The sequence below is a fragment of the Capnocytophaga sp. oral taxon 878 genome (assembly GCF_002999135.1).
Classification (GTDB): domain Bacteria; phylum Bacteroidota; class Bacteroidia; order Flavobacteriales; family Flavobacteriaceae; genus Capnocytophaga.
Genome location: NZ_CP027229.1, coordinates 2176097 through 2202500, shown reverse-complemented (window position 1 = coordinate 2202500; position 26404 = coordinate 2176097). Strand labels below are relative to the sequence as shown.

Genomic DNA, 26404 nt, shown 5'->3' with positions numbered 1-26404 from the left:
AAAGTTAAAAATATTGTGAGGAGTAAGATTATTCTTTTCATTCTAAAATGTGCCTTTTAATACTCGTAAAATACCTTCATACTTGGCATTTTTATAATCTTGTTCAAACTTATCAATTTCATTTTGGGCATTTACACTCCAATAATAATAATAATGTTTTCCTTTTTTTTTCAAAAATTGATTAGCATCTAGGAAACTAGTATCATCTATATTTGGTTTTAAGATTCTACACAATCCAGGTTCTATTTTAGGTTTATTAATACTATCTAAATAGGCATCTAAGTAAGCATTCCCGTATAATAAATTTTTTGAAATCCCTTCAAATTGCACTCTGTTTTGATAACCAAAATCTCCATAAGCAATGTTAGTTGTTAGCATAAACTTTTCTTCTAACATTTTTTTGTTAATTTCTTTAATGGCATCTAATAGCATCTCTAATTGGCTTTTTATTTCCCTCTCTCTTACAAAGAGCACTCCACAATCAGAGATAAAAATACCATTTATTATATCTTGATATAGTTGTAATGTTTCATACCCTGTTTGGTAAAAATGATCTAGTGCTTTAGCAGCTAGTTCTGTATTTTTATTCATCATAGCCTTGAATCCTGAAATATCAACAAAGGCAACAAAGGTTTTACCTAAAAAATCATTAATTTGCATATATAACTTATTTTATTAAAAAAGATTATTAATTAGGTTTTCACAACTTTTTCTCAGCCACTAAATAACAAAATTTTTATCTTTGACTATATTTTTGTTAGAGTAATAAAAACTAGTTAATATATTATCTTCTATTGCTTTCTCCCTAGTTAAATCTAATATTGATTTATTGTGCTGAGAAAAAATGTTTAAAATAGTAATTCATTATTTTTTGTTTTTAGATAATTTGATAAAGGAAGCAATAACAATTAGAGTTATTACATAAGTAAAGGTTATTTGCAAATATTCCTTAGTTTGTTCTCTTTCTGAAAAATAATTTATTACAGATTATATTAGAATAGTAGGAATATTGTTAATGTGAACTTAATCTCTTTATATAGCTATTTAATTATATTTAAATAGTGTTTAAAACTATCTTTAGTTGTCTAATTTTAGTGCATAATTAGGGTGATTTTTTATACTATACAAGTTTTTTAACATTATTTTTTGCTATAAAAATTTTAATTTATTGATTTTCAATTAATAGTATTGTAAAAAATGAGTTAGAAGAGGAGTTTTTGGGTGATAGATAGTGCGGGAGTTTGCTACAACTATCCTTCGTTTATAGTTCGTTTATCCTTCGTTATTCGTTCGTTCGGGATGGTGGTTGTTGGAACTTAGCTATGAAGGTCCATACATCGACGTTTTGGATTTGATGGTAGTGGGTTTGGGTGAAACCGTGGCGGGTGTAGAAGCGACAGTTGTCGTGGGTGTTGGTTACAAGGGCTAGGGATTGGGCGCCTTTTTGGGTGATGTAGGGGAATATGGATTCGTGAAAGAAACGACTGCCTATCTGCTGTCCTTGCCACTGGGGGTGTACTACGTAACTTTCTAAATACCAGCTGTGTGCGGGGGCATTGGTTTTGGCTTGTAGGCTGCTTTTTTCTAAAAAGGGGAGGAAATGTAGGGTGGGGCGGAGGTATTGGAGGACGGGGAGGGCGCCGCTGCGTAGGTAGTCGGTAAGGGTGAAGTGGGTTTTGCCGAGTTCTTGCATTACGGCGGTGGCTATGATTGTTCCGTTGATTTCGGCGACAAGGCAGTGGCCTTTGCGTATATTGGTCATTGCTTGTACGTAGTGGAGTTTGTTGAGATAGTTATAATAGGCTTCATTGGTTTTGAAGAAGCGGTTGAGGATGGTGCGGTACATAGGGTAGTTGGCGAATGAGGCTGTGAGTAGGGAGGCTACTTGGCGGGCATCGGCAGGGGTGGCGTTACGGAATGTAAGTTGTGACATAGGTATTTTGTTAATTTAGCTGTGGCAAAGGTACGAAAGTTTGTGTGAATATGCAAAGGGGAGAGGAGGGGGTGCTAGGATAATGGTTTGATTATTAATATCTTTGGGAATGTTGGTGAAAAAATATTGAAAAAAAATGGTGAAAAAATTTGCAGGTTTGAAAAATAGTAGTACCTTTGCACCGCAAAAATGAGGTATGATTGGTCTATGGTGTAATGGTAACACAGCAGATTTTGGTTCTGTTATTCTAGGTTCGAGTCCTAGTAGACCAACAAAAAGAGAGCTTCCTGAGAGATTGGGAAGCTCTTTTTTAATGGATAACTGGTGATTGATAATGGTAATGGTGGTATTATTGTTGTCTTTGCCGTAAAAAAATGTATATTATGGACTTTTTAAATTTGGCGCAAACGCGCTATACGACTAAGAAATACAGTGGTAAAGGGGTAGCTGAGGCTGATATTGAGAAATTGAAGGAGATATTACGCCTGGCTCCGTCGTCGATTAATTCGCAGCCTTGGCAGTTTGTTTTTGTGAGTGATGAGGCTACTAAGGAGGCTTTTGCGAAGGTGTCGATGGCTAATGAGGAGAAGATACTGAAAGCGAGCCATTTGGTGATATTTATGGCTAATAGTGATATGCCTTATTTTGAGGAGAAATTGGGCAGGGCTACGAGTCCTTATGCTATTGACTTTTATCAGCAAAGGCTTAAGAGTAGGGGAGATGTGGCGTTGTACTCATGGTTGAACAATCAGGTATATATTGCGCTTGGGGTGTTTTTGAGTGCTTGTGCCTCGATGGGTATTGATAGTACTGCTATGGAGGGTATCCAGCAGGTGGAATATGATAAGATACTGGGAGACAGGCATTACACAACGCTTTTTGCGGTGGCAATAGGTTATAGAGATGAGGAGGATGGGAATCAGCTTCATTTGAAGGCTAAAACGCGTTTGCCGCAGGAAGAGGTGGTGAAGGAGTTTTCGTTATAAAAGGATATTTAATGATAAGACAAAGGAGGTAGCACAATGTGGGCATTGTGTTACCTCCTTTGTTTGATTGTTAGGGGATTAGTAACTTAGAGGGTTACAAGTGTGTGTTGTGATGAGACAGGTATTTGTGTGATTGTGTAAATAGTTGGATTTTAGCGGTGTGGATTAGTTGATGTTGCATAGTTCTTCAACAGAGATTCCGAAGATGGTGGCGTATTGTTGTAGGGTTTTTGCGGATAGTTTTTTGAATACAGAGGGTTTGGAATGGCGTTTTATGATCCATTGCCAACGGTGCATAGCACTAGCAAGGACTGTCCAATCCATACGGTTGAGGAGCATATAGTAAACGATGGGGCTTTTACGGCCAGCAATAACATCGGCTTTGGCTTGGTCGATTTGCTCTTGGAGGTGTTGTAATGAGGCTTGTAGGGCTATGTTTTTCACTTCCCATCCGGAGCTTAGCTGGGTGGTGTAGTTGCCTTGGCTATCGGTTACGTAACATACTTCTTTGATATTACGTAAGGCTCCTGATTCTTGAGGGACTTCTGTTTCTTTCATTTTTGATAGATGGAAATAACTAAATTCATTTGAGCGGTAGCTAAAAGGGTATGGTTGCAGAAGGATTGGCATTGTAGGGCACAGAGGTAAAAGGCATCGGTATCAAGGCGAGAAAGTAGTTGAGCCTCGGTACGTACGGTTTGTTGTATTGATGGGAGGGAGAAGATTTGGGCTTCTTTGATAGTACTGAGGTATCCTATGAGCTTGTTATTGTTGTTTTCACTGACTAAGAATTGACCTACAATGGCAGAACAGGTCTGAGCCATATTTTCAATAAGACCTATTTCGGCAAGGAGGTTATTTTCAGTAAAGATACAGCTGGGTTTTATTAGAAATTCGGTTACTACTTGTGTGTTACTGATATTGATAACAGTATCAACCATTTGCATAGGAGGCCGATGAGGAAGATATTGGTGGATGTTCATAAGGAATTAGGAATTAGTGGGAGCTAAGACGGTTTTCATTTCGCCTTGAGCGATAAGGGTATCACCAACAAAGGTTTGAAGGGCTACGAGGGTAACATCCATAAACTCTTGTACAATAGAGAGGTGAGTGCGCAGGGCGCTACCTACTTTAGGTAAGGCAGAAATTTCTATCTTTTTGATAGCTCCTATATAACCCATAGGGGCAGGTTTGCCACTGAGATAGTAGCTGTAGCCTTTGTGCAAGGCAATACTTTGGGCAATGTGCTCTATGAGTCCGCTTTCTAAGAATGTCTCTTGCTGTACAAAGAGGTTATTAGAGGCAATGGTAAGCCCTATCACCCCTGTTGAGGGAGTATACTCCCAAAGCGTATCTACCATTATAATGGGATCGCGCTGAGGGATAAGGTTTAGGATATTATTTCTATCAGTAATAGGTAAAATCATGATTATACTGCTTTTAAGAAAGCATAGGAGTATGAAAAACGACCGCTCTCGGGCACTGATAGCAACACCGTATCGCCGGTTTTGAGTTTGCCTGAATGCATTAAGGCTTCTAACATCAAGTAAGCAGAGGCAGAGCCTACATTGCCTACTTCAGGGAGGTTGATAAACCAGCGTTCTAACGGAAGGTCGATACCTACTGTTTTGAGGGCTTCATATAGGCGTTCTTTGAAATAACAAGACGAGATATGTGGCAAGAAATAAGTAATATCATCTGCTGATAGTTGGTGTTTATCTAAGGTAGCACGCATACTTTCAGCTCCTTTTAGTAAAATATTCTCATTGAGCAGCTTCACATCTTGCTTGATAGCAAAAATAGATTCACTAAGCCACGCTTCGGCAGGGTATTCGCTCCAAGCTTTGAGGCTGCCATCGGGGAGTTTGTCGCCACCGGCATACATACACGCTTCGAGCTCGTGAGCATACGAATAAGCATCCATCCATTCTATTTGCAAAGCGCCTTCACGCGGTTTGTTTTCTAACAGAAAAGCCCCTGCTCCATCGGAGAGCATAAAGCGCAAGAAATCTTTTTTAAAGGCAATCGCAGGGTGTGCTTCTAATTCGGCTAAGAGTTGTACTTCGTTTTCGTATTTATCAGCACGCAACCACGCCGATACACGTTCAGAGCCCGTGCATACTGCATTCACACTATTGCCCGCCTTTACTGATAAATAGCCAAATTTGAGGGCATTCATTCCTGAGTTACACACCCCTGAAGAGGCATTCAGTTCTACTGAGTGTCCGCCCAAAATGCCGTGTACCATAGAGGTGTGCGAGGGCAAGAGCACATCGGGGGTAGAGGTACCGCAAGAGAGCACCTCAATAGTATCCCAAGGCACTTCGCCGTCCAATAGCTTTTGTATTGCCAAAGCCGTAAGCTGGGCATTGTTATGAGTAGGGTTACCTTGCTCGTCAAGGGCATAGTAACGCGTGAGAATACCATTGTTGCGTAGCACAAGGCGTCGCGCTTTAGAGGCATTTTGGTTTATGAGACCTAAGAAAGTCTCCATTTGCTCGTTGCCAATGGGATTGTTAGGTAAATATTTACTTACTTTTGTTATATAGACATTCATATTATTCAGGTAAAAGGTAATAAGTAATAGGCAACAGTTTGTTATTGAAAAACAACTACTACAAGAATCCTAATCTCTCGGCTTGCTTTCTTACATACTCTCCTCTTTCTTCTTCGGTTAAAGAATTCATAAATTCTTTTGAACTTCTCGCTGCCAAGAGCCCGTTCATTGTTTGTTGTAGACATCCAATACCATACTTCTCGTAACCGTTCAGTAGCATATCAACTGTTAGTAGATTGTTGTCGTGTGGTTCTATTTGTAGAATATTGTTCTTTTTAGATATATCTTGTTGTTCCATTTTATTATTTTCTTTGTATATGTTTATCAAAAATAGACTATATTATTCCTGATGAAATACTATTCTTCTATGTTCTTCTAAATAAGGTTTGTTTTCATCATAAACCTTAAAGAGTTTATCATTAGGACTAATACCTAAAACTTTATACTCTTCTTCTTTTATAAGAGGAGAAATAATTATTTTGCCATTATCTTCAAAAGAAATAAGTCCTTTGTCAAATAATTTGTCGTAGTTAGGTAATAGCAAGAGTCCATTATAAGGGTCTAACTTTTCTATATTAGTAGATTTACTCCAAGGTTTTATATGTGATGCGATTAATAATTCTGTCATTTCACATTTAGAAATAGCACATTTCTTCCAAAGATTTATTAATTTATTTCTATAATTTCCTTGTCCTATTCTTGCAGATATTAATTGCTCTTTCTCTGTTTTAGGAATAATTTCATCTTTTATAATTGTTTCTATATCATCAATTAAATCAGATTTCTCAGCAATAAACTTTCTGTACTTATTGAGAGCAGCTTTAAAGTCAGAATAATCATTATTGTTTTCATTTAGATATATACTTCTCTTCGATTTATTCTTTTCAAGATGATTTATAATAGTATCATTATCAACTAAATCTCTACTAATACTGAATTCCTCTTTGGCTATAAATCGTAACCAGCTAATATAATTTCTACGAGTATTATCTTTCAACCCTTCTTTTTCCATAAAGGCCTTAAACTCATTTTCAAATTCTATATTTTTATATCCTTTAATTATCAATTGTAAACTTTTTCTTATCCCTCTCTACTTTCCAAAAGAACAGAGGATAAGTGAGCCAGTATAGCAACCATACGATGGGCATCAGTACCCAGATAGCGATATACAGATAGATACGGAAGCATTTTAGCAGGAATTTACGTTTCTTACTGCCGTAAATCATCTTTGCCCAGATACCGAAAAGGCGGTTACCTTTCTTCTCTGCCGAAAGGAGAAAACGCTTGTAATGCACGCCTCCGTGGGCTACTATTGCTTGTTGTAATCCTGTGTAATCACCGGTTTGCAGGTGAGGGACAATGAGCGTACCATACACACTCGCGCCTTGTATATCTTTATCGGCGACACCTGCTTTGGGGAACACCCCCAGATAGCGTTTGTTCTTATCGCCCGAAAAGAGCCATTGCACAATGGTAATCACACTGATATGATTGTGGTGCCTATCGGTAAGGGCGATATTTCCCACTAAGTGCGCCCCACAGTCACTTAAGAGTTTTTTTACTTTCTGGTGTGCCATTACCCACATATTGCGAGTGCCCGAAATGGTAATGACAGGCTTACCATTCAGCAGTTTTTTAGCTTCAGGCTGTTGCAAAAAAGAACTCAAAGGGATAGAGGGCGAGAGATACCACACTTGGTAGCCCAAAATCACTAAATCGTAATCGGTATGGGGGAGGTTAAAAGGTTGTAGAGGTTGGGGAATTTGCAAGTAGGACTCAGGGAAAGCGTCAAAGAATGTATCGTCTGTCCACGGAAATGGAAAAGGAGTAGCAGTATCAATAGGCAAAAAGTCGATAGTTACCTCCGTGAGTGGGGATAGTACACTATCGATAATCTCTTTGAGTTGCCCCGATTGGGTGTAATATACTACTAATACGCGTTTCATTGTTCATCCCAAAAGTTGAAATAGTTAAACCATTGTAGTGGATATTTCTGTAGCATCTGCTCCATATTTTCAGTATAAGCCTCAAGCAAGGCTTGCGCATTGCGCTCCTTCACCTTTGCTACCCTTGCATAAAGGTGATAATGCAAATGCTTCTCCTTCATTACATACACAAAAAGCACAGGTACCCTCAGCCGCGAAGCCAACAAGAAAGGCCCTGCAGGAAAAGTAGATTCAGCTCCCAAAAGAGAAGCTTTTAGCGCCCGCATACCCTCTACAAAACGATCTCCAGTAAAGCAAATAATCTTATTATTAGAAAGAGATTCATTAATCTCAAAAATATGCGACATATCTTCCTTAATGAAAATAAACTGATGTGAGGGCTTATGCTTAGATATACTCTCAATATACTCTTTAATAACCGAATGCTCCAAATCAGCCGTAACAGTACTAATCTGAAAGTTCAGGTCTATCTTCCGAAAGAAAGGTTCAGCAATCTCAAAATTACCAATATGGGCCGAAATAAGTACCCCTCCTTGCCTATTTTTCAATAACTCTTGCAAGTACTCCACCCCATCAAATTCATAAGTGAATTTATCCTCTAATCCCGATAAAATAGCAATCTTATCAATAATAGTTTGCCCAAAAGTAAAATAACTCCTATACAGCGAAATTACTGATTTTACTGCTGAATACCCCAAGCGTTCCTTAAAATAATAATACATATAAGCATTAGAGCGCCACTGGGTAAGAAAATAATAAAAAGCCACAAACACCAATAAGCTATAAGCAGCACGTATACCCAAGTGCTTCATTAGGAATACAAAAATACGGTAACCAAGTACCGTACCTTTTGATTTCCCTTGCCATTTGGTATTGTTTTCAGGCTTATTGTGCATTTATTTTGTTTTCTAAGGTAGTATAAAAATCATTAAAAGTAATAATAGGCTTGAAATCAGCTTCCACCAATTTCACACCAAAATCCTCTTCAATCATTACTACCAAATCCACATAATCAAGGCTATCCAATCCCAATGACTCACGAAAGTTCGCCTCAGGGGCAATCACACTGCCATCTACTTCAAATTCTTCTACAAATATACGGGTAGTAAGGTTGATAATTTCCTGTCTGCTCATAGTTTTAATCATACGTTTATCAGGGGCAAAGGTACAAATAATTTGCCAATTAGCAAATTTGCCAATTGCAATTTTCTATCAAACTATCTATTTACACCCAAACAGAAAAAAAGCACCTTAAAATTATCATACAAGCTGAACGAACGAATAACGAAGGATAAACGAACTATAAACGAAGGATAGTTAGCAAGCTGGCACAGCTGAGTATCTCCCAAAGCATAGTCACACCCAGCCAAATATCTCCCGAAGGATAGCTCAAAGAAAACAATCATAAAAAAAGAGGCTTCAGCAATGCCCTAAAACATTGCCAAAGCCTCTTTTATATCAGTTAATCAGTTTATTTTTTTGTAAAATAATGGTAGAACCACGGAATAGTCTCAATACCCTTCAAGAAATTGAAAATACCATAATGCTCATTAGGCGAGTGTATAGCATCACTATCCAAACCAAAACCTAAAAGGATAGATTTGCTACCCAATTCCTCTTCAAAAAGAGCAACAATAGGAATACTACCACCCGAGCGCACCGGTATAGGCTCTTTGCCAAAAGTTTCCTTGCAGGCCTTTACAGCAGCTTGGTAAGCAGCCGTATTGGTAGGAGTTACATACCCCTGTCCACCATGGTGAGGGGTCACCTTCACACGCACTCCAGCAGGAGCTATACTTTCAAAATGTTTAGTGAAAAGTTCAGTAATTTCTTTATTATCTTGGTTAGGAACCAATCGCATTGATATTTTAGCAAAAGCCTTGCTCGGGATTACCGTCTTAGCACCTTGCCCAGTATAACCACCCCAAATACCATTTACATCTAAGGTCGGACGTATAGAGGCACGTTCAGTAGTGCTGTAACCAGTTTCACCATATACCTCATCAATATCCAAGGCCTTTTTATAAGCATCCAATGAAAAAGGAGCCTTAGCCATCTCATCGCGTTCCTCTCTCGAAAGCTCTTCTACTTTATCGTAGAAGTGAGGTATAGTTATGCGGTTATTCTCATCGTGTAATGATGCAATCATCTTAGTAAGCACATTGATAGGGTTTGCCACAGCCCCTCCGTATAATCCCGAGTGTAAGTCTCTGTTAGCGCTAGTAACCTCTACCTCCACATAGCTAAGTCCGCGTAAGCCCGTAGTAATTGAAGGCGTATCATTAGCTAGCATACCAGTATCCGAAATCAAGATAATATCATTCTTCAGCTTTTCGTGGTTGCGTTTCACAAACCAAGTAAGGCTTTCCGATCCTACTTCTTCTTCACCCTCAATCATAAACTTCACATTACAAGGCAACACCTTGTTTTTCACCATATACTCAAGGGCTTTTACGTGCATAAACATCTGTCCTTTGTCATCACAAGCACCACGAGCAAAAATAGCCCCATCAGGGTGAAGGTCAGTTTTCTTAATTACCGGCTCAAAAGGGTCTGATTCCCATAATTCAATAGGGTCAGCTGGTTGCACATCATAGTGTCCATATACCAAAACGGTAGGCAGTTTTGGGTCTATTATTTTCTCCCCATACACTATCGGATATCCAGGGGTTTCACATATTTCCACCTTGTCGCAACCTGCTTTTTCTAAAGCGGTTTTCACGGCATCGGCAGTGTTTAGCACATCCTGTGAGTAGGCGGCATCAGCACTGATTGACGGCATTTTCAGCAGTTCAATCAGTTCAGCAATAAAGCGATCTTTGTTTTCGTTAATATAACTTTTTACTGAATCCATATATTTTCAATTAATAATTAACAAATTATAATTTGCAGCAGTAGCTGTTTCTTCATTTACAAAACCTCTCTTACCTAAGGCTTTTCCGTTCAATACCTTCTATTAGTTGGCTCATATACAAAGGCTGCTTCTTTTTGTCCATTCCTAATAGCTTCATAATCCAGAGAGATGAAAGCGCTCCTTCATTGTAAAAATACGCATCAAAACAGAAACTACTCATATCTACCCGAAATGTTTCAACATATTCCATAAGGAAATCTACAGCATCATCTCCTTGTATTTGTAGTTCATCGTTAACCGAAGTTTCCAAGCGCAATTCTTTTGCTCTCGTATATTTAGCAATTAGCTTTTTAAGAGTTTCCCAATCCTCCTCTTGCATTATTATTCTATTTTTCTCCCTTTTTCACGCCCCAAAGGTAGTACTTTTTTCTAAAACACCAAAACTTCATCTATAAACAGCCAAGCATCACCTCCTTTGGGTGGTACTGCATTGGTAAGTACTATCTTGATATAGCGTGCTTTTTCTGTATCAAACTGTAAAACAAAATCTTTTAAGGTTGTTTTACCTCGTATCTCGCAAGGTTCGGCTATGTTTCCTACTTTTTTAAACTGCTTTCCATCTGCCGAAACCAATACCACCACTTTTGTAGGATAAAATATCCCTGCCGATTGGCAATCCATAGCACCTACTCGCACTTCACTTACTTCGGTAAGTTCTTCCATATCAAGGGCGAGGGTTATAGTATCCATACCCAGCCATCCCAGCCATTGTCCATCGTGAAAGTTCTTAGTACCCCTAATCACATTAGTAAGTGTTCCTTCACCTTGTCCTTGGTAGCTGCGGTGGTAGGTAGGAGTATAGTTCACCGGTTTGCCTATAGCCTTATGAAAGGTTACCTTGCCTGTGGTAACGGTATTACTCACTTTCCCTCCCGATACAAAAGCCTTATATTCTGTAGTTTGGGTAAGAGTAATAGCAGCAGTATATTTCTCAGCTGCCGCAATATCTGTGCCATTCAAGGCGTAAAGTATTTGTGCAGTAGGCACTTCGCTTTCCAATTTTAGGCTTATATTACCTCCCTCATTCACTACTGTAGGCACTACTTGGTATATGGAGCGTGCGTAGTTCACTCCTTTCACATCCAGCCGCTCCATAAAGGCTTCTACTCTTCGTACAAAGCTGTCCCAGTTCTTCTGCTTATCAGCAGTCCACACTATTTCCGATAGGGCAAATAAGCGCGGAAATATCATATATTCCGAGTGCTTGGTACTACCCACGTGTTCTGCCCATAGGTTAGCTTGTGAGCCCAATACTCCTTTCCGTTCTTCTGCTGTTAGCTTTTCTTTTTCCAAATTGTAATGGTACAATTTCTTTAGCGGCAAAAATCCACCATTGGCTATAGGCTCATAATCTGGCAACCCTTGGTATTGGTCTATATAGCAATCACTGGTAAGCACTACTGGGTTTCCTTGCGCCAAAGCCTTCTTACCTACATCTATACCGCGCCAGTTCATCACCACGGCATTATTAGCAAGCCCACCGTCCATAATCTCGTCCCAGCCTACCAGTACCCTACCTTTAGAGGTCAAAAAGCTATCCATTCTTTTAATAAAATAGCTCTGTAGTTCGTGTACGTTTGCTAAGTGATGGTCTTTCATCCGTTTTTGGCATTTACTACATTTCTCCCACTCGGTATGTGTAGCCTCATCGCCTCCTACGTGAATGTATTTACTCGGGAAAAGCGCCATTACTTCGGTAAGCACATCTTCTAAGAACGCAAAAGTCTCCTCCTGCCCAGCGCAATAGATGTCCGTAATAGGCCACACAGCCCCCGATGGCACTCCTATGGGGCGCTTGTGGCAAGATAGTTCGGGGTAGGCAGCTACAGCGCTCATAGCGTGTGCTGGCATCTCTATTTCAGGCACTACGGTAATACCTCGTGCTGCGGCATAAGCCACTATTTCCTTAATATCTTCTTGGGTGTAATATCCTCCGTATTTCTTAGTATTCTTTGCTGGGTCTGCCAATGCATCAGCAGCATTGGGGGTACGTTCGTCCCATAGCTTATCTTCTTGATCTACACGCCAAGCCCCCACTTGGGTAAGTTTAGGATACTTTTTAATTTCGATACGCCATCCCTCATTATCTACTAGGTGGAAGTGAAAAGTATTCAGCTTCAGCATTGCCATACGGTCTAATGTTTCCAATATATATTCTTTAGGGAAGAAGTGTCTCGAAACATCTAGCATCAGCCCACGCCAAGCGTATTCTGGCGCATCGTTTATGGTTATTACAGGCACCACCCAATCTGCCTTCACAGGGGTAGCACTCTCTATTTCTTTCGGCAGCAGCTGCCTAAGGGTTTGCAAGGCATATTCAGCCCCATTCCTATCAGCAGCGCTTATCATTACTTTATCGGTACTGCTCACCAGTTTATACCCTTCAGCAGGCAAACTCGTATCGCGCACTATCTCAATATAGTTCGTTTTAGGAGCCTCTTGGGTTATTTCCATAGCCCAGCCCGTAGCCTTTTGCACCCGCGCCCTAAAATGGGTAGCAGCATCACCAAAGGAACTATCTTTATACACCAAGGTCGTCTTATCATCCAGCCAAAAACCGCCTTCCCCCACACTTACCGATTGGGGTTGAGGTATGATAACAATATCATTTTCACTAAAATGAACCTCTTTTTGAGCCGTTTGGCAACCCATTAGCAGTACACCTGCTATAAGCAGCAATCTTTTCATCATTATTGTTTTTTAGGTTTCAGCGGCAAAGATACTAATAATTTGCCAATAACCAAATCCCCCTCACCCCCCTACCAAAAACAAACAAAACCCCACCCTCTTACCTCTTATCTCCTACCTCTTACCTATTTTAAACGAACGAATAACGAAGGATAAACGAACTATAAACGAAGGATAGTTACCAAGCTGGCACAGCTAAGTATGTCGTGAAAGATACTTCTACCCCCTCTCTTACCTCTTATCTCTTACCCCTTACCTAAACAAAAATTCACTTTATTTATTTTTATTCAAAATTATTTTATACCTTTGCGCCCAGAAACTATTTATAATCATTCTTAAATAAACTAACTATTCTTATCTTATTCAAAACTAAGATGAAAAAAAAGATCCTAACTATCATAGCAGCCCTCCTTGTAGTGCTCGCTGGCTATTTTGTGTGGCGAAAATACATCGCACCTACACGCATCGCATTAGTAAATTTTATCAGCTATCAGGCTTCCAACATCGCCCTGTCTAATGACGATAGCTTTATCAAGTTTGAAGAAGTCCCCTTGGATAAACTCGATCAGCTAAAAAAATACGACTTCGTACTCGTATGGGCAATGGGACTCAAAATTAACGACCAGCAGCGCAACCAGCTCATCGACGCTGCCAACCGCGTCCCCTTCCACAGCTTCGCCGTTACCAATCCCGATAACGACATCAGTAGCCTGAGCGAAGCCGAACAAAAAAAAGTAGGCGACTACCTAATGAGTGGTAATAAAGCCAACTACCAAAACCTCGCCCGATATATACGCAAATATATTGTCGGCAAATGGTTCGCTACCGAACCACAACCCCCTATCGAACGCAAAGAAAACGTATACTTCCACCTCGATGACGAACGCTCATTCAGCTCCCTCAATGAGTATGAAGAGTACATCAAAAAAAATAACTTCTACAAAGAAGGAGCCCCCCGCATAGCCATAGTAGCAGGACTACACGAACCCTTCGGAGGCAATAAAGAACACCTTAACGGCGTAATAAAAGCCCTCCAACAACAAGGAATGAACGTATTCCCCTTCACAGCTCAAGCCAAACGCATCGAGTTCCTAACCGAAATCAACCCCGATGCCATCGTCTATTTCCCTCACGGGCAGATGATGATGGGGCAGCCCGAACTCTTCACCTCTTGGGCTAAAAAGCAAAACATACCCCTCTTCACAGGGCTATCAATACTATCTATGAAAGCCGATTGGGAAAAAGACCCTATGGGTATGTCCGGAGGCTTTATGGGGCAAACCATTGTAATGCCCGAGCTTGATGGCGCCCTATACCCCTACGTAGTAATCGCTCAAGAACAAAACAAACAAGGCTATTACTTCCTCAATGCTATCGAGAATCGAGCACAGAAGTTCGCCAAAATCATACATAACTTCACCCAGCTTAAGCACAAAGCCAACGCCGATAAAAAACTCGCAATAGTATACTTCAAAGGCGTAGGACTCGCACCCGCTGCAGCACAAGGCTTGGAGGTCGAGCCCTCCTTGTACAGGTTCCTACACCAGCTACAAGCACAAGGCTACAATGTAGGTACTCTACCACCCACTCTCGAGCAGTTCAATAAGCTGCTCATAAGCCACGCCAGCACTTTTAGGGCAAATGCCAAAGGCGATATAGAAAAGTTCATAGCCACAGGCGCCCCCGCTTTGGTAGAAGCTACCCAGCTTGATGGCTGGATGAAAAACACCCTCCCTCAAGACCTTTATAAGCAAGTACTTGCCAAAAACGGACCCGTACCTGGTAACTACCTTAGCACTACCAAGGACGGCAAAAACTATTTGGCTGTAGCACAACTTACCTTTGGTAACGTAACCATCTTGCCACAGCCACCAGCCGCCATCAGTACCGATGATGATTTTAAAGTACTACACGGCGTACAGGAAATACCTCCTTATGCCTACATAGGCGCCTATTTATGGGTACAAAACGGACTCAAAGCCGATGCCCTTATTCACTTCGGTACACACGGCTCATTGGAGTTCACACCCAATAAGCAAGTAGCCCTTTCCGATTATGATTGGGCTGATATATCAGTAGGTACAGTACCTCATTTTTACTACTATAGCATAGGTAATATAGGCGAGGCTATGATGGCAAAACGCCGCTCCTATGGCAGTATAGTATCATACCTTACCCCTGCCTTTACCGAGAGTGATATGCGTAACACCTTTAACACTCTGGAGAATAACATCCTCTCATATCACAAGGCGAAAAATGAAATTGATAAGCAAAGCATAGGCTTGCATATTAAAAAGCTGGCAGTACAAATGGGCTTGCACCGTGATTTGCGCTTGGATAGCATAGTAACCAAGCCTTATACCGAAGAAGAAATAGAACGCTTGTCCAACTTTGCCGAAGAAATAGCTACCGAGAAAATAAATGGTGAGTTTTACGTTATGGGGGTACCTTACACTCCCGATAAAATAAACTCAACTCTGCTGGCTATGAGTGCCGATCCTATAGCGTATAGCGTAGCAACCTTAGATAAATACAAAGGTAAAATAACCGAAAAAGACCTTAAAAACAGAAGTTTCTTCACGGCCAATTACCTAAACCCTGCCAAGAGCTTGGTAAATCAAATATTGGCAGGCAAGCCTGTAACTACCGAGCTGGTATGCAGCTACGCTCACATCACTGCCGATGAGTTACAAAAAGCTAAAGAAATAATGGCTGCCGAAAGCGGTAGCGGTATGCCTTACTTCTTACAACAACAAATGAAAAAACAAGAAGCTACCGCTAGCAGTACTGCCACCACTACTGCCCACAAAACCGATGCTGTAGGGCGCCCTACTAAAATTAAAGCCCCTGCCAAGAAAGAAGAGCGCAAGCCTATTACCAAAGAAGAATTGGCTGAACTTAATGCCAAAAAAGCTAAAGTGGATTATGCCCGCGCTTTGGTAGATATTGAAAAAACCATCGGGAATGTGATGCAGTACAAACAAGGATTGTTGGAGAGTCCGCAGGCGGAAGAAAAAGCCTTTTTCAATGCCTTAAATGGAGGCTATACACCACCTTCATCGGGAGGTGATGCCGTGGCCAACCCCAAAGGCGTACCTACTGGGCGTAACCTATATGGGGTGAATGCCGAAAGTACTCCTTCAAAACTGGCGTGGGACAGAGGGATGGCTTTAGCCCAAAATGTAATTGCCGAATATCAGAAAAAACATAATGAATATCCTAAGAAAATAGCGTATACTTTTTGGAGTTCGGAGTTTATCGAAACCGAAGGTGTATCAATAGCACAGGCTCTTTATATGCTGGGGGTTGAACCGGTATGGGATAGCTTTGGCCGTGTAGGCGATGTGCGTGTTATCCCTTCGGAAGAGTTGGGTCGTCCGCGTATTGATGTGGTGATACAAACCTCTGGTCAGTTTCGTGATTTGGCTGCTTCGCGCTTGTTCTTGCTAAATAAGGCTATACAAATGGTATCGGAATTACCTGAGGAGGCCTTTGCCAACCAAGTGAGTGAGGGTAGTGTGACTATTGAAAAGGAACTGGTAGCGGCTGGTATATCGCCTAAGGAAGCGCGTGAACTATCAACCGAGCGTATTTTTGGTGGCTTGCAAGGGCGTTATGACACTGGTATTAAGGAAATGATCAATGCCGGTGATAAGTGGGAAAATACCAAGGATATTGCTGAGGTGTATATGCATAATATGGGTGCTTTGTACAGTAGCAAGGAAGGATGGAGTAAGTTTCAGGAAGGGATGTTCCGAGCGGCTATCAAAAATGCTGATGTACTTATTCAGCCTAGGCAAAACAATACTTGGGGTGCCCTTAGCTTAGACCATGTGTATGAATTTATGGGTGGTATGAATGCTGCCATACGTGAGGTGAATGGGAAAGAACCTGATGCTTATCTTGCTGATTATAGGAATCATAAAAATATGCGTATGCAGGAGCTGAAAGAGGCTGTGGGTGTGGAAGCGCGCAGTACTATTTTCAACCCTAAATACATTAAAGAGATGATGAAGGGCAAGGCTAGTAGTGCGGGACAAATAGCGGAGATAGTAACTAATATGCACGGCTGGGAGGCTACTAGACCTGAACTGATAGATGATGCTATGTGGAATGAGGTGTATGACACTTACATTGAAGATAAGCAGAAACTGGGTGTTACTGAATTCATTAAGAAGGAGAATGTGGCTGCCTTGCAAGAGGTTACGGCTGTAATGCTAGAGCTTACTCGTAAGGGCTTATGGAAGGCTACTGATGCGCAAATAAGCAAACTTGCGGATATGCATACGGAGCTTACTGAGCAGTTTGGGGTGAGTTCGTCTCAATTTTCATCGGAGAATAAGAAGTTGCAGGATTACATCAGTAAAAAGGTAGATGCTACTAAGGCACAGGCGTACCAGCAACAGATAGCAGCCTCTAAACAAAGTAGCAATGCGCAAGAAAGCAAGCAAGATGCAAAGGTGCTTAAAAAAGAAGAAACTACCTTGGGTGGTGAGCAGGAAAAAGTATCACTTAATACTGTTTGGATAGGTATAGGGGTGCTGATAGCCTTTGTAGGTTTGATTGTTTTTATTCGCAAAAGGAGGAGAAACTAATTAATTGGTTTATTGATAGAATTTGTTAGCCAATGGGTGTTAAAAGCTCATTGGCTAATTTTTTTGTGGGTGGGGGAGGGGTGTAACTATCCTTCGCGACATACTCAGCTGCGCCAGCTCGCTGACTATCGTTCGTTCGGGATAGGGGGAGGTTGGGGGGAGGTTGAGGTGTATTTTTTTGCTCAAAAATTTGTTGGTTAAAAAAAAGAGTTGTACTTTTGGTGCGAAAAACTGTTTTATATTTTTTAGAGAATTAAATTATCTTGATATGAAAAAGCTATATGTATTATGTATGCTTTTCTTAGCCTTAGTGGGGTGTAAGAAAGACAAGAACTTTAACAGCAATCCGTTGGAGTTTAGGGAGTATATTTCGGGCTATACGTCGGGGCTTATTTCGTCGCGTTCGGGGTTTAACATCTTGTTAAACAAGGCTGTTACGCAGGAGAAGATGGATAAGATTAACGATTTGGGTTTGTTTGAGATTTCGCCTAAGGTGAGTGGTAAGGTGGTGTGTGTGAACCCCACCCAAGTGGCGTTTGTGCCAGATAAGCCTTTGGAGCAAGATACGGAATACCGAGTGTCATTTGCGCTTAAGAAGCTGTTTGAGGTGGATAAGAGTAATTTGAATCATTTTAACTTTACGGTAAGAACGTTACAGCAGGCTTTTAGGGTTACGGCTAATGATTTGCAATCATATAATGAGAACCTTTATTTTTTAAATGCCGAGCTGCAGGCTAATGACCAGATAGATTACCAAACGGCTAAGGATATTTTCAAGGCGACAGTGGACGGTAAAAAGGTGGCTGTGAAGTTTCAGACACAGGGTACGAATAATAAGTTTTTGGTGGTGTTTGACAGTATACCACGTGTGGATAAAGATCAGACTTTGGAGATAAAGTGGGATACGAATCAGGCTCCTAGGGAGAATTTGATACCGTTTAGTTTTGAAATTCCGCAAAAAGGGGTATTTAAGCCGCTTTTTGCTGAAAACAATGGCAGCAATAATGAGTTTTATGTTAATTTCTCAGACCCATTGGATAAGGAGCAAGATTTTAATGGGATGGTAACTCTTAGCAAAACCGATACGCAGCTAAAATATAGTGTGAATGGTAATGTGCTGAAGATGTTTAGAGATGAGAAGAAGGAAGGTGATTATGTGGTATATGTAAGGGAAGGCGTGAAGAATGTGTATGGGCAGGCGCTTACTAAGGATTACCAGTTTGGGTTGCGGTTTAACCAGCAGCGGCCAGATTTTCATTTTTTGAAGAGTGGTACGTTATTACCTAGTTCGGAGAATTTGAAGATAAACTTCCAAACGATAAACTTGCGTGCGATAAATGTTACGGTGTATCGTATTTATGAGAATAATATTTTGCAGTTTTTGCAAGAGAATGATTTGGGAGGAGGGTACTACATCAGGAGGGTAGCACGCCCAGTGGCACGCAAGGTGCTCAAACTTACAGAGGGGGCGCTTTACCCGCTCGATGATTGGAATACCTACTCGCTGGATTTGGCATCGGTAATTACTCCTGAGCCAGGGGCTATTTATAGAGTAGAGCTGGGTATGACCAAGAACTATTCACTTTATACCTGTGGCTCTAAAAACGAGGAGCCTCTTGACCTTTCATTTGAAGAGAAATCATTGGATGAAGATGAGCCAACAGAGGGTTATGACGAAGAAGAGTATTACAGCTATGAAGAAAGTGAAGACCCTTGTAATGACTATTATTATTACGGGCGTACTATCAGCACCAATGTGCTGGCTACCGACCTAGGTGTGATAGTAAAGAGAGGGCAAAATAACAGATATACTATTGCTGTGAATAACCTGCTAACAACCGAGCCTGTAAAAGGAGCTATGGTAGAGGTGTTTAACTATCAGCAACAAAAAATACAAGAAGGCAAAACTGATGGTAATGGTTTTATTACTATGGATATAGGCAGTACGGCTTATTTTGCGAAAGTGAAGAAGGATAACTACACTACGTATGTGAAGATGGATCAATACGCATCACAGTCATTAAGTAAGTATGATGTGGATGGATTGGTTTTGCAAAAAGGGCTTAATGGTTATATCTACACCGAGCGTGGTGTGTGGAGACCAGGAGACAGCATTCATATAGGATTTATACTTAATGATTTTTCACAGAAAAATCCGGAGAAATTACCTATCAAATTGCGCTTTACCGACCCTTATGGCAAGGTAATAGCCGAGCGTATGCAAATTGGTAATGCAAGTAACCATTATACTTTTGCCCTTAAAACAGCTGCCGATGCGCCTACAGGTAATTGGAATGTGAGCATTAGTGCAGGAGCTGCTAAATTTGGCAAGCGTATTAAGATAGAAACAATCAAGCCTAACCGCTTGAAGATAGAGAATAGCCTTGAAGGAAAATTGATAGGAGCGGCTGGTAGTAATGCCCAACTAAATGTACAATGGCTGCAGGGTACACCAGCAGGCAATACAGAGGTGAGTGTGAAAGCTAAATTCTTACCTACTACTACCACTTTTAAAGGATATGAAGCGTATTTGTTTGACAATAAGGCTAATGATTTTGAAAGTGATGAAATAAATGTTTTTGAAGGAAAAACGAATGCCGATGGTAATGCAAACTTTTATTTCAAAACCAATGAACTACGCGCCCCTGGTATGCTAAAGGTAAACTTCCTTACCCAAGCTAATGAAAGTGGAGGAGACTTCAGTACCGATGTAGCCAGCGCTTCATTCTCTCCTTATAAAGAATATGTGGGCTTGAAAATGCCAAATGTAAATAAATACGATTATTTAAGCACGGATGAAGATCAGGACTTTAGAGTGGTAGTGCTCTCGGAAAATGGTAAGCCTTTGGCAGGCAAAGGAGTTACAGCTACTATTTACCGTGTGAGCTGGAGTTGGTGGTGGGATGCTACCAATCAGAACATATCAACCTATAACAGCAGCAATAGCAGCAGTGTGTATGCAGTAAAGAGCCTTACTACCGATAGCAGTGGGAAAGCACACTTTACGCTTAAAATTGATGATGATGATTGGGGTAGATATTTCATTTTGCTTACCAATAACGATAGTGGTCACCGATGTGGTACTACGGCTTATTTTGATTGGGGTAGCTGGGAAGGTAAATCACGCCGAACAGAAGGTAATGATGCTGTAATGCTTACATTGGGTACTGATAAGAAAGACTATAATGTAGGAGATAAGGCAGTGATATCTTTCCCTTCGGACAAAGGAGGAAGAGCACTTATTTCGGTTGAAAATGGTAGTGCTGTACTGGATACCTATTGGGTAGAGACAGCGGCAGGAGAAACTACATACAAAGTGCCTATTACCGATAAAATGACCCCTAATGTGTATTTCTACGTTACCCTTTTGCAACCACACGCCAACACTGCCAATGATGCACCAATACGCCTTTATGGGGTAGTGCCAGTGAATGTGAAAGATAAAAATACAGAACTTAACCCTGTGATACAAGCCCCAGAGAAGTTTGTTCCACAGAAAAAAGCAACTATCAAAGTAAGTGAAAAAGATGGCAAATCGATGACCTATACATTGGCTATAGTAGAAGATGGTTTGTTAAACCTTACACGTTTTCGCACACCTAACCCGCATAAGAATTTCTTTGTTAAGACAGCTTTAGGAGTTAAAACCTGGGATGTGTATGACAATGTAATAGGAGCTTATGGGGGTACCATAAATCAAGCCTTTAGTATAGGAGGTGATGAGGATTTGGGAGGAGCAGAAGCGCAAAAAGCCAACAGGTTTAAACCTTTTGTAATTTTCAAAGGTCCTTTTGAACTGAAGAAAGGTAGTAGTAATACACACGAAGTGCAGATACCAAACTATATGGGCTCGGCCCGAGTGATGGTGGTGGCAAGTAATGTAGAAAAGAATGCTTATGGTTTTGCCGAAAAGAAGAATGTACCAGTTATAAGTCCGGTATCATTATTAGGATCGTTACCACGTAAGGCGGTGCCAGGTGAGAAAGTGGTATTGCCAGTAACTGTTTTTGCTATGGAAAAGCAAGTGAAAAATGTATCGGTAAGTGTGGAAACCAACGGGCAGTTCAAAGTAGTAGGTAATCGTACACAATCTTTGTCTTTTAATGGTATTGGTGAGCAGATGGCTTATTTTGAGCTTGAAACTACTCAGCATACAGGTATAGGTAAGGTAAAACTGACTGCTACCTCAGGAAATGAAAAAGCTACTTATGAGGTAGAGATGGATGTATACAATCCTAATCCTACTACTTATGTGGTAGAAAACGCAGTGATAGGAGCAGGGAAATCGGTTAGTGTGAATGCTTCAGTATTAGGGAATAATGCTAAAACTACGTTAGAGATTTCTAGCTTCCCAGGAGTGAATTTGAGTAGCCGTTTAAACTATCTTATAGGGTATCCTCATGGTTGTGCCGAGCAGGTAACCTCTGGAGCCTTCCCTCAACTTTTCTTAGCCGATTTTGTTACTCTTACAAAAGAAAAAGCCGAAGAGACCAACCGTAATGTAAATGCAGCCATAAGCAAGCTACATGAGAATCAACTTAGTAATGGAGGGTTTACTTATTGGAAAGGAGGACGTTATGCCGATGATTGGGTAACTTCATACATTGGTCAGTTCTATATAGAAGCAGAGAAGAAAGGGTATGTATTACCACCTAATAGCAAGCAAAAATGGTTAGATTACCAAAATACCGAAGCACGCCAATGGCGTTTTGAGGGGCAATATCAAAATGATTTTGCACAAGCTTATCGTTTGTATACTTTAGCGTTGGCAGGCAGCCCTAATATAGGTGCTATGAACCGCTTACGAGAACTGAAAGATATCACTCCTAATGCTAAACGTACTTTGGCTGCGGCTTATGCCCTTGCTGGACAAAAACAAACTGCTACCAAGCTATTCCAAACCACTGCTTTAGATGAAGATAATGGTTACTATTATGGTTCAGTATTGCGTAATAAGGCTATGGCTATGGAAACAGCATTGCTTATAGGTCACAAACAAGATGCAGCTCGTTGGGCTTTAGAAATAGCTGATAAATTATCGTCTAATGATTGGCTTAGTACTCAGTCCACTGCTTATGCTCTTTATGCTATGGCTAAATACGTAGCAGTTAATAAGAGTGGAAAGAATTTTACTGCAAGCTATACTTTTAATGGTAAAACAGAAACTATTAACTCTGGTGAGTCAATGGTACAAGTGCCTTTAAAAGTAAATGGGCAAGCAGCAGTACAAGTCAAAAATACATCAGGACAAACGTTATATGTACGTCTTATCAGTAGTGGAGTACTTCCAGTAGGTAAAGAGTTAGTTATGCAAAATGGAGTAGCTATTAGCACTACTTTCCGTGATAATAAAGGACAAACAATAGATGTAAGTACTTTACGCCAAAGCACCGAGTTTGTGGCAGCAATACAGCTTACAAACCTTACTAATGAGCGAGTAGAAAACATAGCGCTCACACAGATTATTCCATCGGGTTGGGAAATCATTAATACACGCTTTACCGATTATGGTGATGCTTCAGATAATGCAGCTATTGATTATGCTGATTTCCGTGATGACCGTGCAAACTATTATCTATCGCTTTCAGCTAATCAAAGTAAAACAATACGTTTAAAGCTCAATGCATCCTATGTAGGTAAGTATTATCTACCAGGAACCTATGCAGAAGCTATGTATAATAACCGTTATAATACCCGTACTAATGGTAAATGGGTAGAAGTAGTAAAAAAATAATTATTTTGTAACAACTTGAAAATGAAGTTTATATTTGTATTGATGAAAAATAATTGATATTTTTTCACTAAAAAATTTGCAAGTTTCAAAAATTGTCGTACCTTTGCACCGCAATTAAGGAAAGACACTCCTCCTTAGCTCAGTTGGTTAGAGCATCTGACTGTTAATCAGAGGGTCACTGGTTCAAGTCCAGTAGGGGGAGCAAAAAAGGCTTTACAGAAATGTAAGGCCTTTTTTATTGCTTTATACTTAATAATACTTACCTACTTTTAGGTATAAAGTAAAGCACAAAAAAATCCCTCCTTTTAGTAAAAGAAGGGATTTTTTTTAATTTGTTAAAATCTGAGTACAATTTCTTAGAATGGTAAGTCGTCATCCTCAGCAGGTGTAGCAGCCATAGGCTGTGCAGTAGGCATTCCAAAAGCTTGCTGTGGTGTAGTAGCTTGAGGCGCTTGTTGCGGCATACCTTGAGGTGGCATTTGCTGATACTGCTGTGGCATTTGTTGGTATTGAGGTGGTGCTTGCTGATACTGAGCTTGTCCATACCCTTGGGCTGGTTGTCCATATCCTTGCGGAGGATATGCAGCATATCCTTGTGGGGTATAAGCTTCAGCAGGCTCAATCCTAAAACCTTGTAAATTCACTATGTATTTAGTTTCTCCTTGTGGGTTGGTCCATTCACGTCCACGTACTGTAAAACTAATTCTTACCATTTGATTTTCCTGGAAAGCATCTAGCTGTGCACAATTTCCTTGTACAAAATCAAAAGGAATATACTGCGGATATTGCTCCTCAGTTATGATAACTACTTCACGCTTCTGGAAAGTAGCACTTACCGCCTGCGTGGCTCCTAATTTTAAAATTCTACCTTGAATTTCCATATCTTTCTAATTGTTCGGTTTATAATCTTCACAACGTGCAAAAGTACAAACTTTTTTTTTATTATCAACTAAGTATATATATTTTTTTTGCTCTCTTTGTCTTTTCTGTAATTTTAAATCGTTCGTCTAATCTTTTGCCTATCACCCATATTATAGCATCGCCACAACACAGCAACCACTGTCCGTCTCGCTCGGCTTGAGTATATTTTTCATCAATGAAAAACTTACTTAGTTTTTTCTTCCTACCCAATCCCAAAGGGTAAAACACATCCCCCTCTTGTTTCTTACGCACACTCAGAGGCTCTGTCAGTTTATCTGCATCTACATAGGCAATGGAAGGATTACCCTTTTCTATTGAAAAAGGCTCAAACAATTCTTCATACACAAGTTCAGGAGCCTGTTCTTCTTCTTCCAGAGGTTTTAGCCATAAACAGTGCCTATCTTTCACTAAACTATGTGTAGCCGATATTAATTGCTTTCCTGCCTCTGCCCTTAGCAATAAGTTTTTAAGGTCTTTTATATTACCAAATCCATAACAGTAAAACAAATGATGCAATACAAACTCTAATTCCGGTACCTCTTGCAGCTTCTTTGTGTTGATACAAATAGGATTATCCCCCTCAAAACACTCCTCTTCTATTTTCTTAATGTAAAAACTAATAAAAGCATCTGCCTGACGCAAATACCCCTGCGTTTTACCAAAATTCTCTAAAAAATTAGGATGTATCTCTCTCAGCTGCGGACTTATATGATGTCTAATCCGGTTACGCACGTAATGATCCGTAGCATTACTGCTATCCTCACGCCAACTCAGGTTATGCACTCGTGCATATTGCTCTATCTCTTCTCGTGTTACCTTTAGTAGTGGCCTAATAATAGTATCTGTCTCTCTCGGTATTCCCAGCAGTCCGCCCAAGCCCGTACCTCGTGAAAGGTTAATGAAGAATGTCTCAAGGTTATCATTGGCATTATGGGCAATAGCTACTTTATCACACCCTTTTTCTGCCAATAGTTTCCCAAACCACTCATATCGCAGTTCACGTGCTGCCAATTGGGTATTTAATTGATGTATTTCGGCATATTTTTTAGTGTCAAAACGTATTACCTCCACTGCCACTCCCATTTCTTTAGCAAAATCCCGTACAAAAGCCTCATCAGCATTACTTTCTTCGCCCCTTAGTTGGAAATTACAGTGCGCCAATACTATCTCCACCCCCTCACTGTGCAGTAGGTGTGCCAGCACTACGCTATCAATGCCCCCACTAATGGCCACCAATAGCTTTTGCTGCTTTAAATCTTTTACGTTAACCTTCATTTTATTCCTGAAACCTTGCCACTGTATTCAGCTTGCCTATCAGGCTTTTCGCTACCGTGCAAGGGTAATCTTTCTTGCGGTATTTGCTTATAGGCTGTATGCCCACTATGCTATTGGTAACAAACAGCTCATCGGCTTTTTGAAGTTCAAAAGGTGAGATAGAAGCCTCTACCACCTCATAATCAGGCGCCTTTTTCAGTGTTTTTAGTAGTATTTTACGTGTGATGCCATTCACAGCCCCATCGGTAAGAGGCGGTGTCTTAATGGTATTCCCTTGCACTACAAAAAGATTCCCGTCCACTACTCCCGCAATATTCTTATTGCTATTTAACAGAAGGCAGTTCTGGTAATCATTCTCATAGGCAAAAATACCCCCCAATATATTCACATTCTTGTTCAAATGTTTTATCGTCGCCAGTAGGTCGGGTTGTACATAAAAATCCTTAAAAAGTTCCACCTCATAAGCCGCTTCATTCAATACGTAAAAAGGCGATCTAAGTTCTTCTGTCTCAATAACATAATCCACCTCATTTGTAGCAGGCGTATATCCACCTCCCACCTTCCTAAATACGCTAAACCGCACTTTCACTGGCTTGCTTTCCAGTCCATTAGCTTTTATCAATGCAATAATTTCATCTTGCAAATACTCCATCGAAAAGGCCATCGGGATATCCATCCGTAACACTCGCATCCCAGCCATAAGTCGCAAGTAGTGTTCTTCCCAGAACAAAAGTTTTTGATAACTGTATTTGCACACATCGCACACCCCATCACCATATAAAAAAGCTCGGTTTTGTGTAGTCAATATATGCTCATCAGCAGCCTTTAAGCTGCCATTGTAATTGAGTTTCATCT

Annotated in this window: 21 protein-coding genes and 2 tRNA genes (1 of these 23 only partly in view); 5 read left to right on the top strand and 18 right to left on the bottom strand. The window is 40.5% G+C overall.

Features of this window, described 5'->3' with window-relative positions:
• The 3 genes from C4H12_RS09935 to C4H12_RS09925 all read right to left on the bottom strand — a co-directional run.
• Window positions 1-41 carry the beginning of a hypothetical protein gene (locus C4H12_RS09935; protein WP_106098781.1) on the bottom strand. The gene continues 316 nt to the left of window position 1, outside the view, so only the first 41 of its 357 coding nucleotides appear in the window; its start codon is at window positions 39-41; its stop codon lies beyond the left edge, outside the window.
• 1 nt (window position 42) lies between these two features.
• A complete protein-coding gene (locus C4H12_RS09930; protein ID WP_106098780.1) occupies window positions 43-660 on the bottom strand; it encodes a hypothetical protein in 618 nt (205 codons plus the stop codon).
• Between the two features lie 622 nt (window positions 661-1282).
• A complete protein-coding gene (locus tag C4H12_RS09925; protein WP_106098779.1) occupies window positions 1283-1933 on the bottom strand; it encodes a GNAT family N-acetyltransferase in 651 nt (216 codons plus the stop codon).
• A 201-nt stretch (window positions 1934-2134) separates the two neighbouring features.
• On the opposite strand from C4H12_RS09925, the gene C4H12_RS09920 reads away from it, so the two are divergent.
• Both C4H12_RS09920 and C4H12_RS09915 read left to right on the top strand, forming a co-directional pair.
• Window positions 2135-2205: transfer RNA gene (locus tag C4H12_RS09920), tRNA-Gln, on the top strand.
• Between the two features lie 111 nt (window positions 2206-2316).
• Complete coding sequence (locus tag C4H12_RS09915) at window positions 2317-2919, top strand: nitroreductase family protein (protein ID WP_106098778.1); 603 nt, start codon at window positions 2317-2319, stop codon at window positions 2917-2919.
• Between the two features lie 165 nt (window positions 2920-3084).
• Here the strand turns inward: C4H12_RS09915 and C4H12_RS09910 are convergent, their stop codons facing one another.
• The 12 genes from C4H12_RS09910 to C4H12_RS09855 all read right to left on the bottom strand — a co-directional run bounded on the left by C4H12_RS09910 (window position 3085) and on the right by C4H12_RS09855 (window position 13024).
• Window positions 3085-3477: a hypothetical protein gene (locus C4H12_RS09910; protein WP_106098777.1), complete on the bottom strand. Its 393-nt coding sequence runs from the start codon at window positions 3475-3477 to the stop codon at window positions 3085-3087.
• Entirely contained in the window at window positions 3474-3902 is a 429-nt protein-coding gene (locus tag C4H12_RS09905; RefSeq protein WP_254424756.1) for an acyl carrier protein, read from the bottom strand. The genes C4H12_RS09910 and C4H12_RS09905 overlap by 4 nt, the downstream gene beginning before the upstream one ends.
• A gap of 6 nt (window positions 3903-3908) precedes the next feature.
• Window positions 3909-4346, bottom strand: coding sequence for a hypothetical protein (locus C4H12_RS09900; RefSeq protein ID WP_106098776.1), 438 nt, complete (start codon window positions 4344-4346; stop codon window positions 3909-3911).
• A 2-nt stretch (window positions 4347-4348) separates the two neighbouring features.
• Window positions 4349-5476: a beta-ketoacyl-ACP synthase III gene (locus C4H12_RS09895; RefSeq protein WP_106098775.1), complete on the bottom strand. Its 1128-nt coding sequence runs from the start codon at window positions 5474-5476 to the stop codon at window positions 4349-4351.
• A gap of 58 nt (window positions 5477-5534) precedes the next feature.
• Entirely contained in the window at window positions 5535-5804 is a 270-nt protein-coding gene (locus C4H12_RS09890) for a hypothetical protein (RefSeq protein ID WP_254424755.1), read from the bottom strand.
• Window positions 5805-5816: 12 nt separating this feature from the next.
• Window positions 5817-6542 (bottom strand): HNH endonuclease, encoded by a 726-nt coding sequence (locus C4H12_RS09885; RefSeq protein ID WP_254424754.1) that lies wholly within the window; start codon window positions 6540-6542, stop codon window positions 5817-5819.
• Window positions 6532-7422, bottom strand: coding sequence for a hypothetical protein (locus tag C4H12_RS09880; RefSeq protein ID WP_106098773.1), 891 nt, complete (start codon window positions 7420-7422; stop codon window positions 6532-6534). Before C4H12_RS09880 ends, C4H12_RS09885 begins: the two co-directional genes overlap by 11 nt.
• Complete coding sequence (locus C4H12_RS09875; protein WP_106098772.1) at window positions 7419-8318, bottom strand: lipid A biosynthesis acyltransferase; 900 nt, start codon at window positions 8316-8318, stop codon at window positions 7419-7421. Before C4H12_RS09875 ends, C4H12_RS09880 begins: the two co-directional genes overlap by 4 nt.
• Window positions 8308-8556 carry a phosphopantetheine-binding protein gene (locus C4H12_RS09870; RefSeq protein WP_106098771.1) on the bottom strand — a complete coding sequence of 83 codons (249 nt, stop codon included), beginning with the start codon at window positions 8554-8556 and terminating at the stop codon, window positions 8308-8310. Before C4H12_RS09870 ends, C4H12_RS09875 begins: the two co-directional genes overlap by 11 nt.
• 337 nt (window positions 8557-8893) lie before the next feature.
• Complete coding sequence (locus tag C4H12_RS09865) at window positions 8894-10276, bottom strand: dipeptidase (RefSeq protein ID WP_106098770.1); 1383 nt, start codon at window positions 10274-10276, stop codon at window positions 8894-8896.
• A 70-nt stretch (window positions 10277-10346) separates the two neighbouring features.
• Window positions 10347-10655, bottom strand: a complete 309-nt coding sequence (locus C4H12_RS09860) for a DUF1493 family protein (RefSeq protein WP_106098769.1) — start codon at window positions 10653-10655, stop codon at window positions 10347-10349.
• A 50-nt stretch (window positions 10656-10705) separates the two neighbouring features.
• Window positions 10706-13024: a family 20 glycosylhydrolase gene (locus C4H12_RS09855; RefSeq protein WP_106098768.1), complete on the bottom strand. Its 2319-nt coding sequence runs from the start codon at window positions 13022-13024 to the stop codon at window positions 10706-10708.
• A 374-nt stretch (window positions 13025-13398) separates the two neighbouring features.
• Between C4H12_RS09855 and C4H12_RS09850 the strand changes: the two genes are divergently transcribed.
• From C4H12_RS09850 to C4H12_RS09840, 3 genes are all read left to right on the top strand, one after another.
• Window positions 13399-17619: a cobaltochelatase subunit CobN gene (locus C4H12_RS09850; RefSeq protein ID WP_106098767.1), complete on the top strand. Its 4221-nt coding sequence runs from the start codon at window positions 13399-13401 to the stop codon at window positions 17617-17619.
• A 268-nt stretch (window positions 17620-17887) separates the two neighbouring features.
• Complete coding sequence (locus tag C4H12_RS09845; RefSeq protein WP_106099472.1) at window positions 17888-23353, top strand: alpha-2-macroglobulin; 5466 nt, start codon at window positions 17888-17890, stop codon at window positions 23351-23353.
• A gap of 128 nt (window positions 23354-23481) precedes the next feature.
• Window positions 23482-23555, top strand: a tRNA-Asn gene (locus C4H12_RS09840).
• A 154-nt stretch (window positions 23556-23709) separates the two neighbouring features.
• Here the strand turns inward: C4H12_RS09840 and C4H12_RS09835 are convergent.
• The 3 genes from C4H12_RS09835 to C4H12_RS09825 form a co-directional block, all read right to left on the bottom strand.
• Entirely contained in the window at window positions 23710-24234 is a 525-nt protein-coding gene (locus C4H12_RS09835) for a DUF3127 domain-containing protein (protein ID WP_106098766.1), read from the bottom strand.
• Between the two features lie 64 nt (window positions 24235-24298).
• The gene (tilS, locus tag C4H12_RS09830) at window positions 24299-25549 is read right to left on the bottom strand and encodes a tRNA lysidine(34) synthetase TilS (protein WP_106098765.1); all 1251 of its coding nucleotides are present in this window, start codon (window positions 25547-25549) and stop codon (window positions 24299-24301) included.
• A 1-nt stretch (window position 25550) separates the two neighbouring features.
• Entirely contained in the window at window positions 25551-26402 is an 852-nt protein-coding gene (locus tag C4H12_RS09825; RefSeq protein WP_106098764.1) for an aminotransferase class IV, read from the bottom strand.
• Between the last annotated feature and the right edge of the window lie 2 nt (window positions 26403-26404).

Excerpts from the sequence above, each read along its gene's own strand:
- C4H12_RS09930 (WP_106098780.1), bottom strand. The coding sequence starts at position 660 with ATGCAAATTAATGATTTTTTAGGTAAAACCTTTGTTGCCTTTGTTGAT.
- C4H12_RS09925 (WP_106098779.1), bottom strand. The coding sequence starts at position 1,933 with ATGTCACAACTTACATTCCGTAACGCCACCCCTGCCGATGCCCGCCAA.
- C4H12_RS09915 (WP_106098778.1), top strand. The coding sequence starts at position 2,317 with ATGGACTTTTTAAATTTGGCGCAAACGCGCTATACGACTAAGAAATAC.
- C4H12_RS09910 (WP_106098777.1), bottom strand. The coding sequence starts at position 3,477 with ATGAAAGAAACAGAAGTCCCTCAAGAATCAGGAGCCTTACGTAATATC.
- C4H12_RS09905 (WP_254424756.1), bottom strand. The coding sequence starts at position 3,902 with ATGAACATCCACCAATATCTTCCTCATCGGCCTCCTATGCAAATGGTT.
- C4H12_RS09900 (WP_106098776.1), bottom strand. The coding sequence starts at position 4,346 with ATGATTTTACCTATTACTGATAGAAATAATATCCTAAACCTTATCCCT.
- C4H12_RS09895 (WP_106098775.1), bottom strand. The coding sequence starts at position 5,476 with ATGAATGTCTATATAACAAAAGTAAGTAAATATTTACCTAACAATCCC.
- C4H12_RS09880 (WP_106098773.1), bottom strand. The coding sequence starts at position 7,422 with ATGAAACGCGTATTAGTAGTATATTACACCCAATCGGGGCAACTCAAA.
- C4H12_RS09875 (WP_106098772.1), bottom strand. The coding sequence starts at position 8,318 with ATGCACAATAAGCCTGAAAACAATACCAAATGGCAAGGGAAATCAAAA.
- C4H12_RS09870 (WP_106098771.1), bottom strand. The coding sequence starts at position 8,556 with ATGAGCAGACAGGAAATTATCAACCTTACTACCCGTATATTTGTAGAA.
- C4H12_RS09865 (WP_106098770.1), bottom strand. The coding sequence starts at position 10,276 with ATGGATTCAGTAAAAAGTTATATTAACGAAAACAAAGATCGCTTTATT.
- C4H12_RS09860 (WP_106098769.1), bottom strand. The coding sequence starts at position 10,655 with ATGCAAGAGGAGGATTGGGAAACTCTTAAAAAGCTAATTGCTAAATAT.
- C4H12_RS09855 (WP_106098768.1), bottom strand. The coding sequence starts at position 13,024 with ATGAAAAGATTGCTGCTTATAGCAGGTGTACTGCTAATGGGTTGCCAA.
- C4H12_RS09850 (WP_106098767.1), top strand. The coding sequence starts at position 13,399 with ATGAAAAAAAAGATCCTAACTATCATAGCAGCCCTCCTTGTAGTGCTC.
- C4H12_RS09845 (WP_106099472.1), top strand. The coding sequence starts at position 17,888 with ATGAAAAAGCTATATGTATTATGTATGCTTTTCTTAGCCTTAGTGGGG.
- C4H12_RS09835 (WP_106098766.1), bottom strand. The coding sequence starts at position 24,234 with ATGGAAATTCAAGGTAGAATTTTAAAATTAGGAGCCACGCAGGCGGTA.
- tilS (WP_106098765.1), bottom strand. The coding sequence starts at position 25,549 with ATGAAGGTTAACGTAAAAGATTTAAAGCAGCAAAAGCTATTGGTGGCC.
- C4H12_RS09825 (WP_106098764.1), bottom strand. The coding sequence starts at position 26,402 with ATGAAACTCAATTACAATGGCAGCTTAAAGGCTGCTGATGAGCATATA.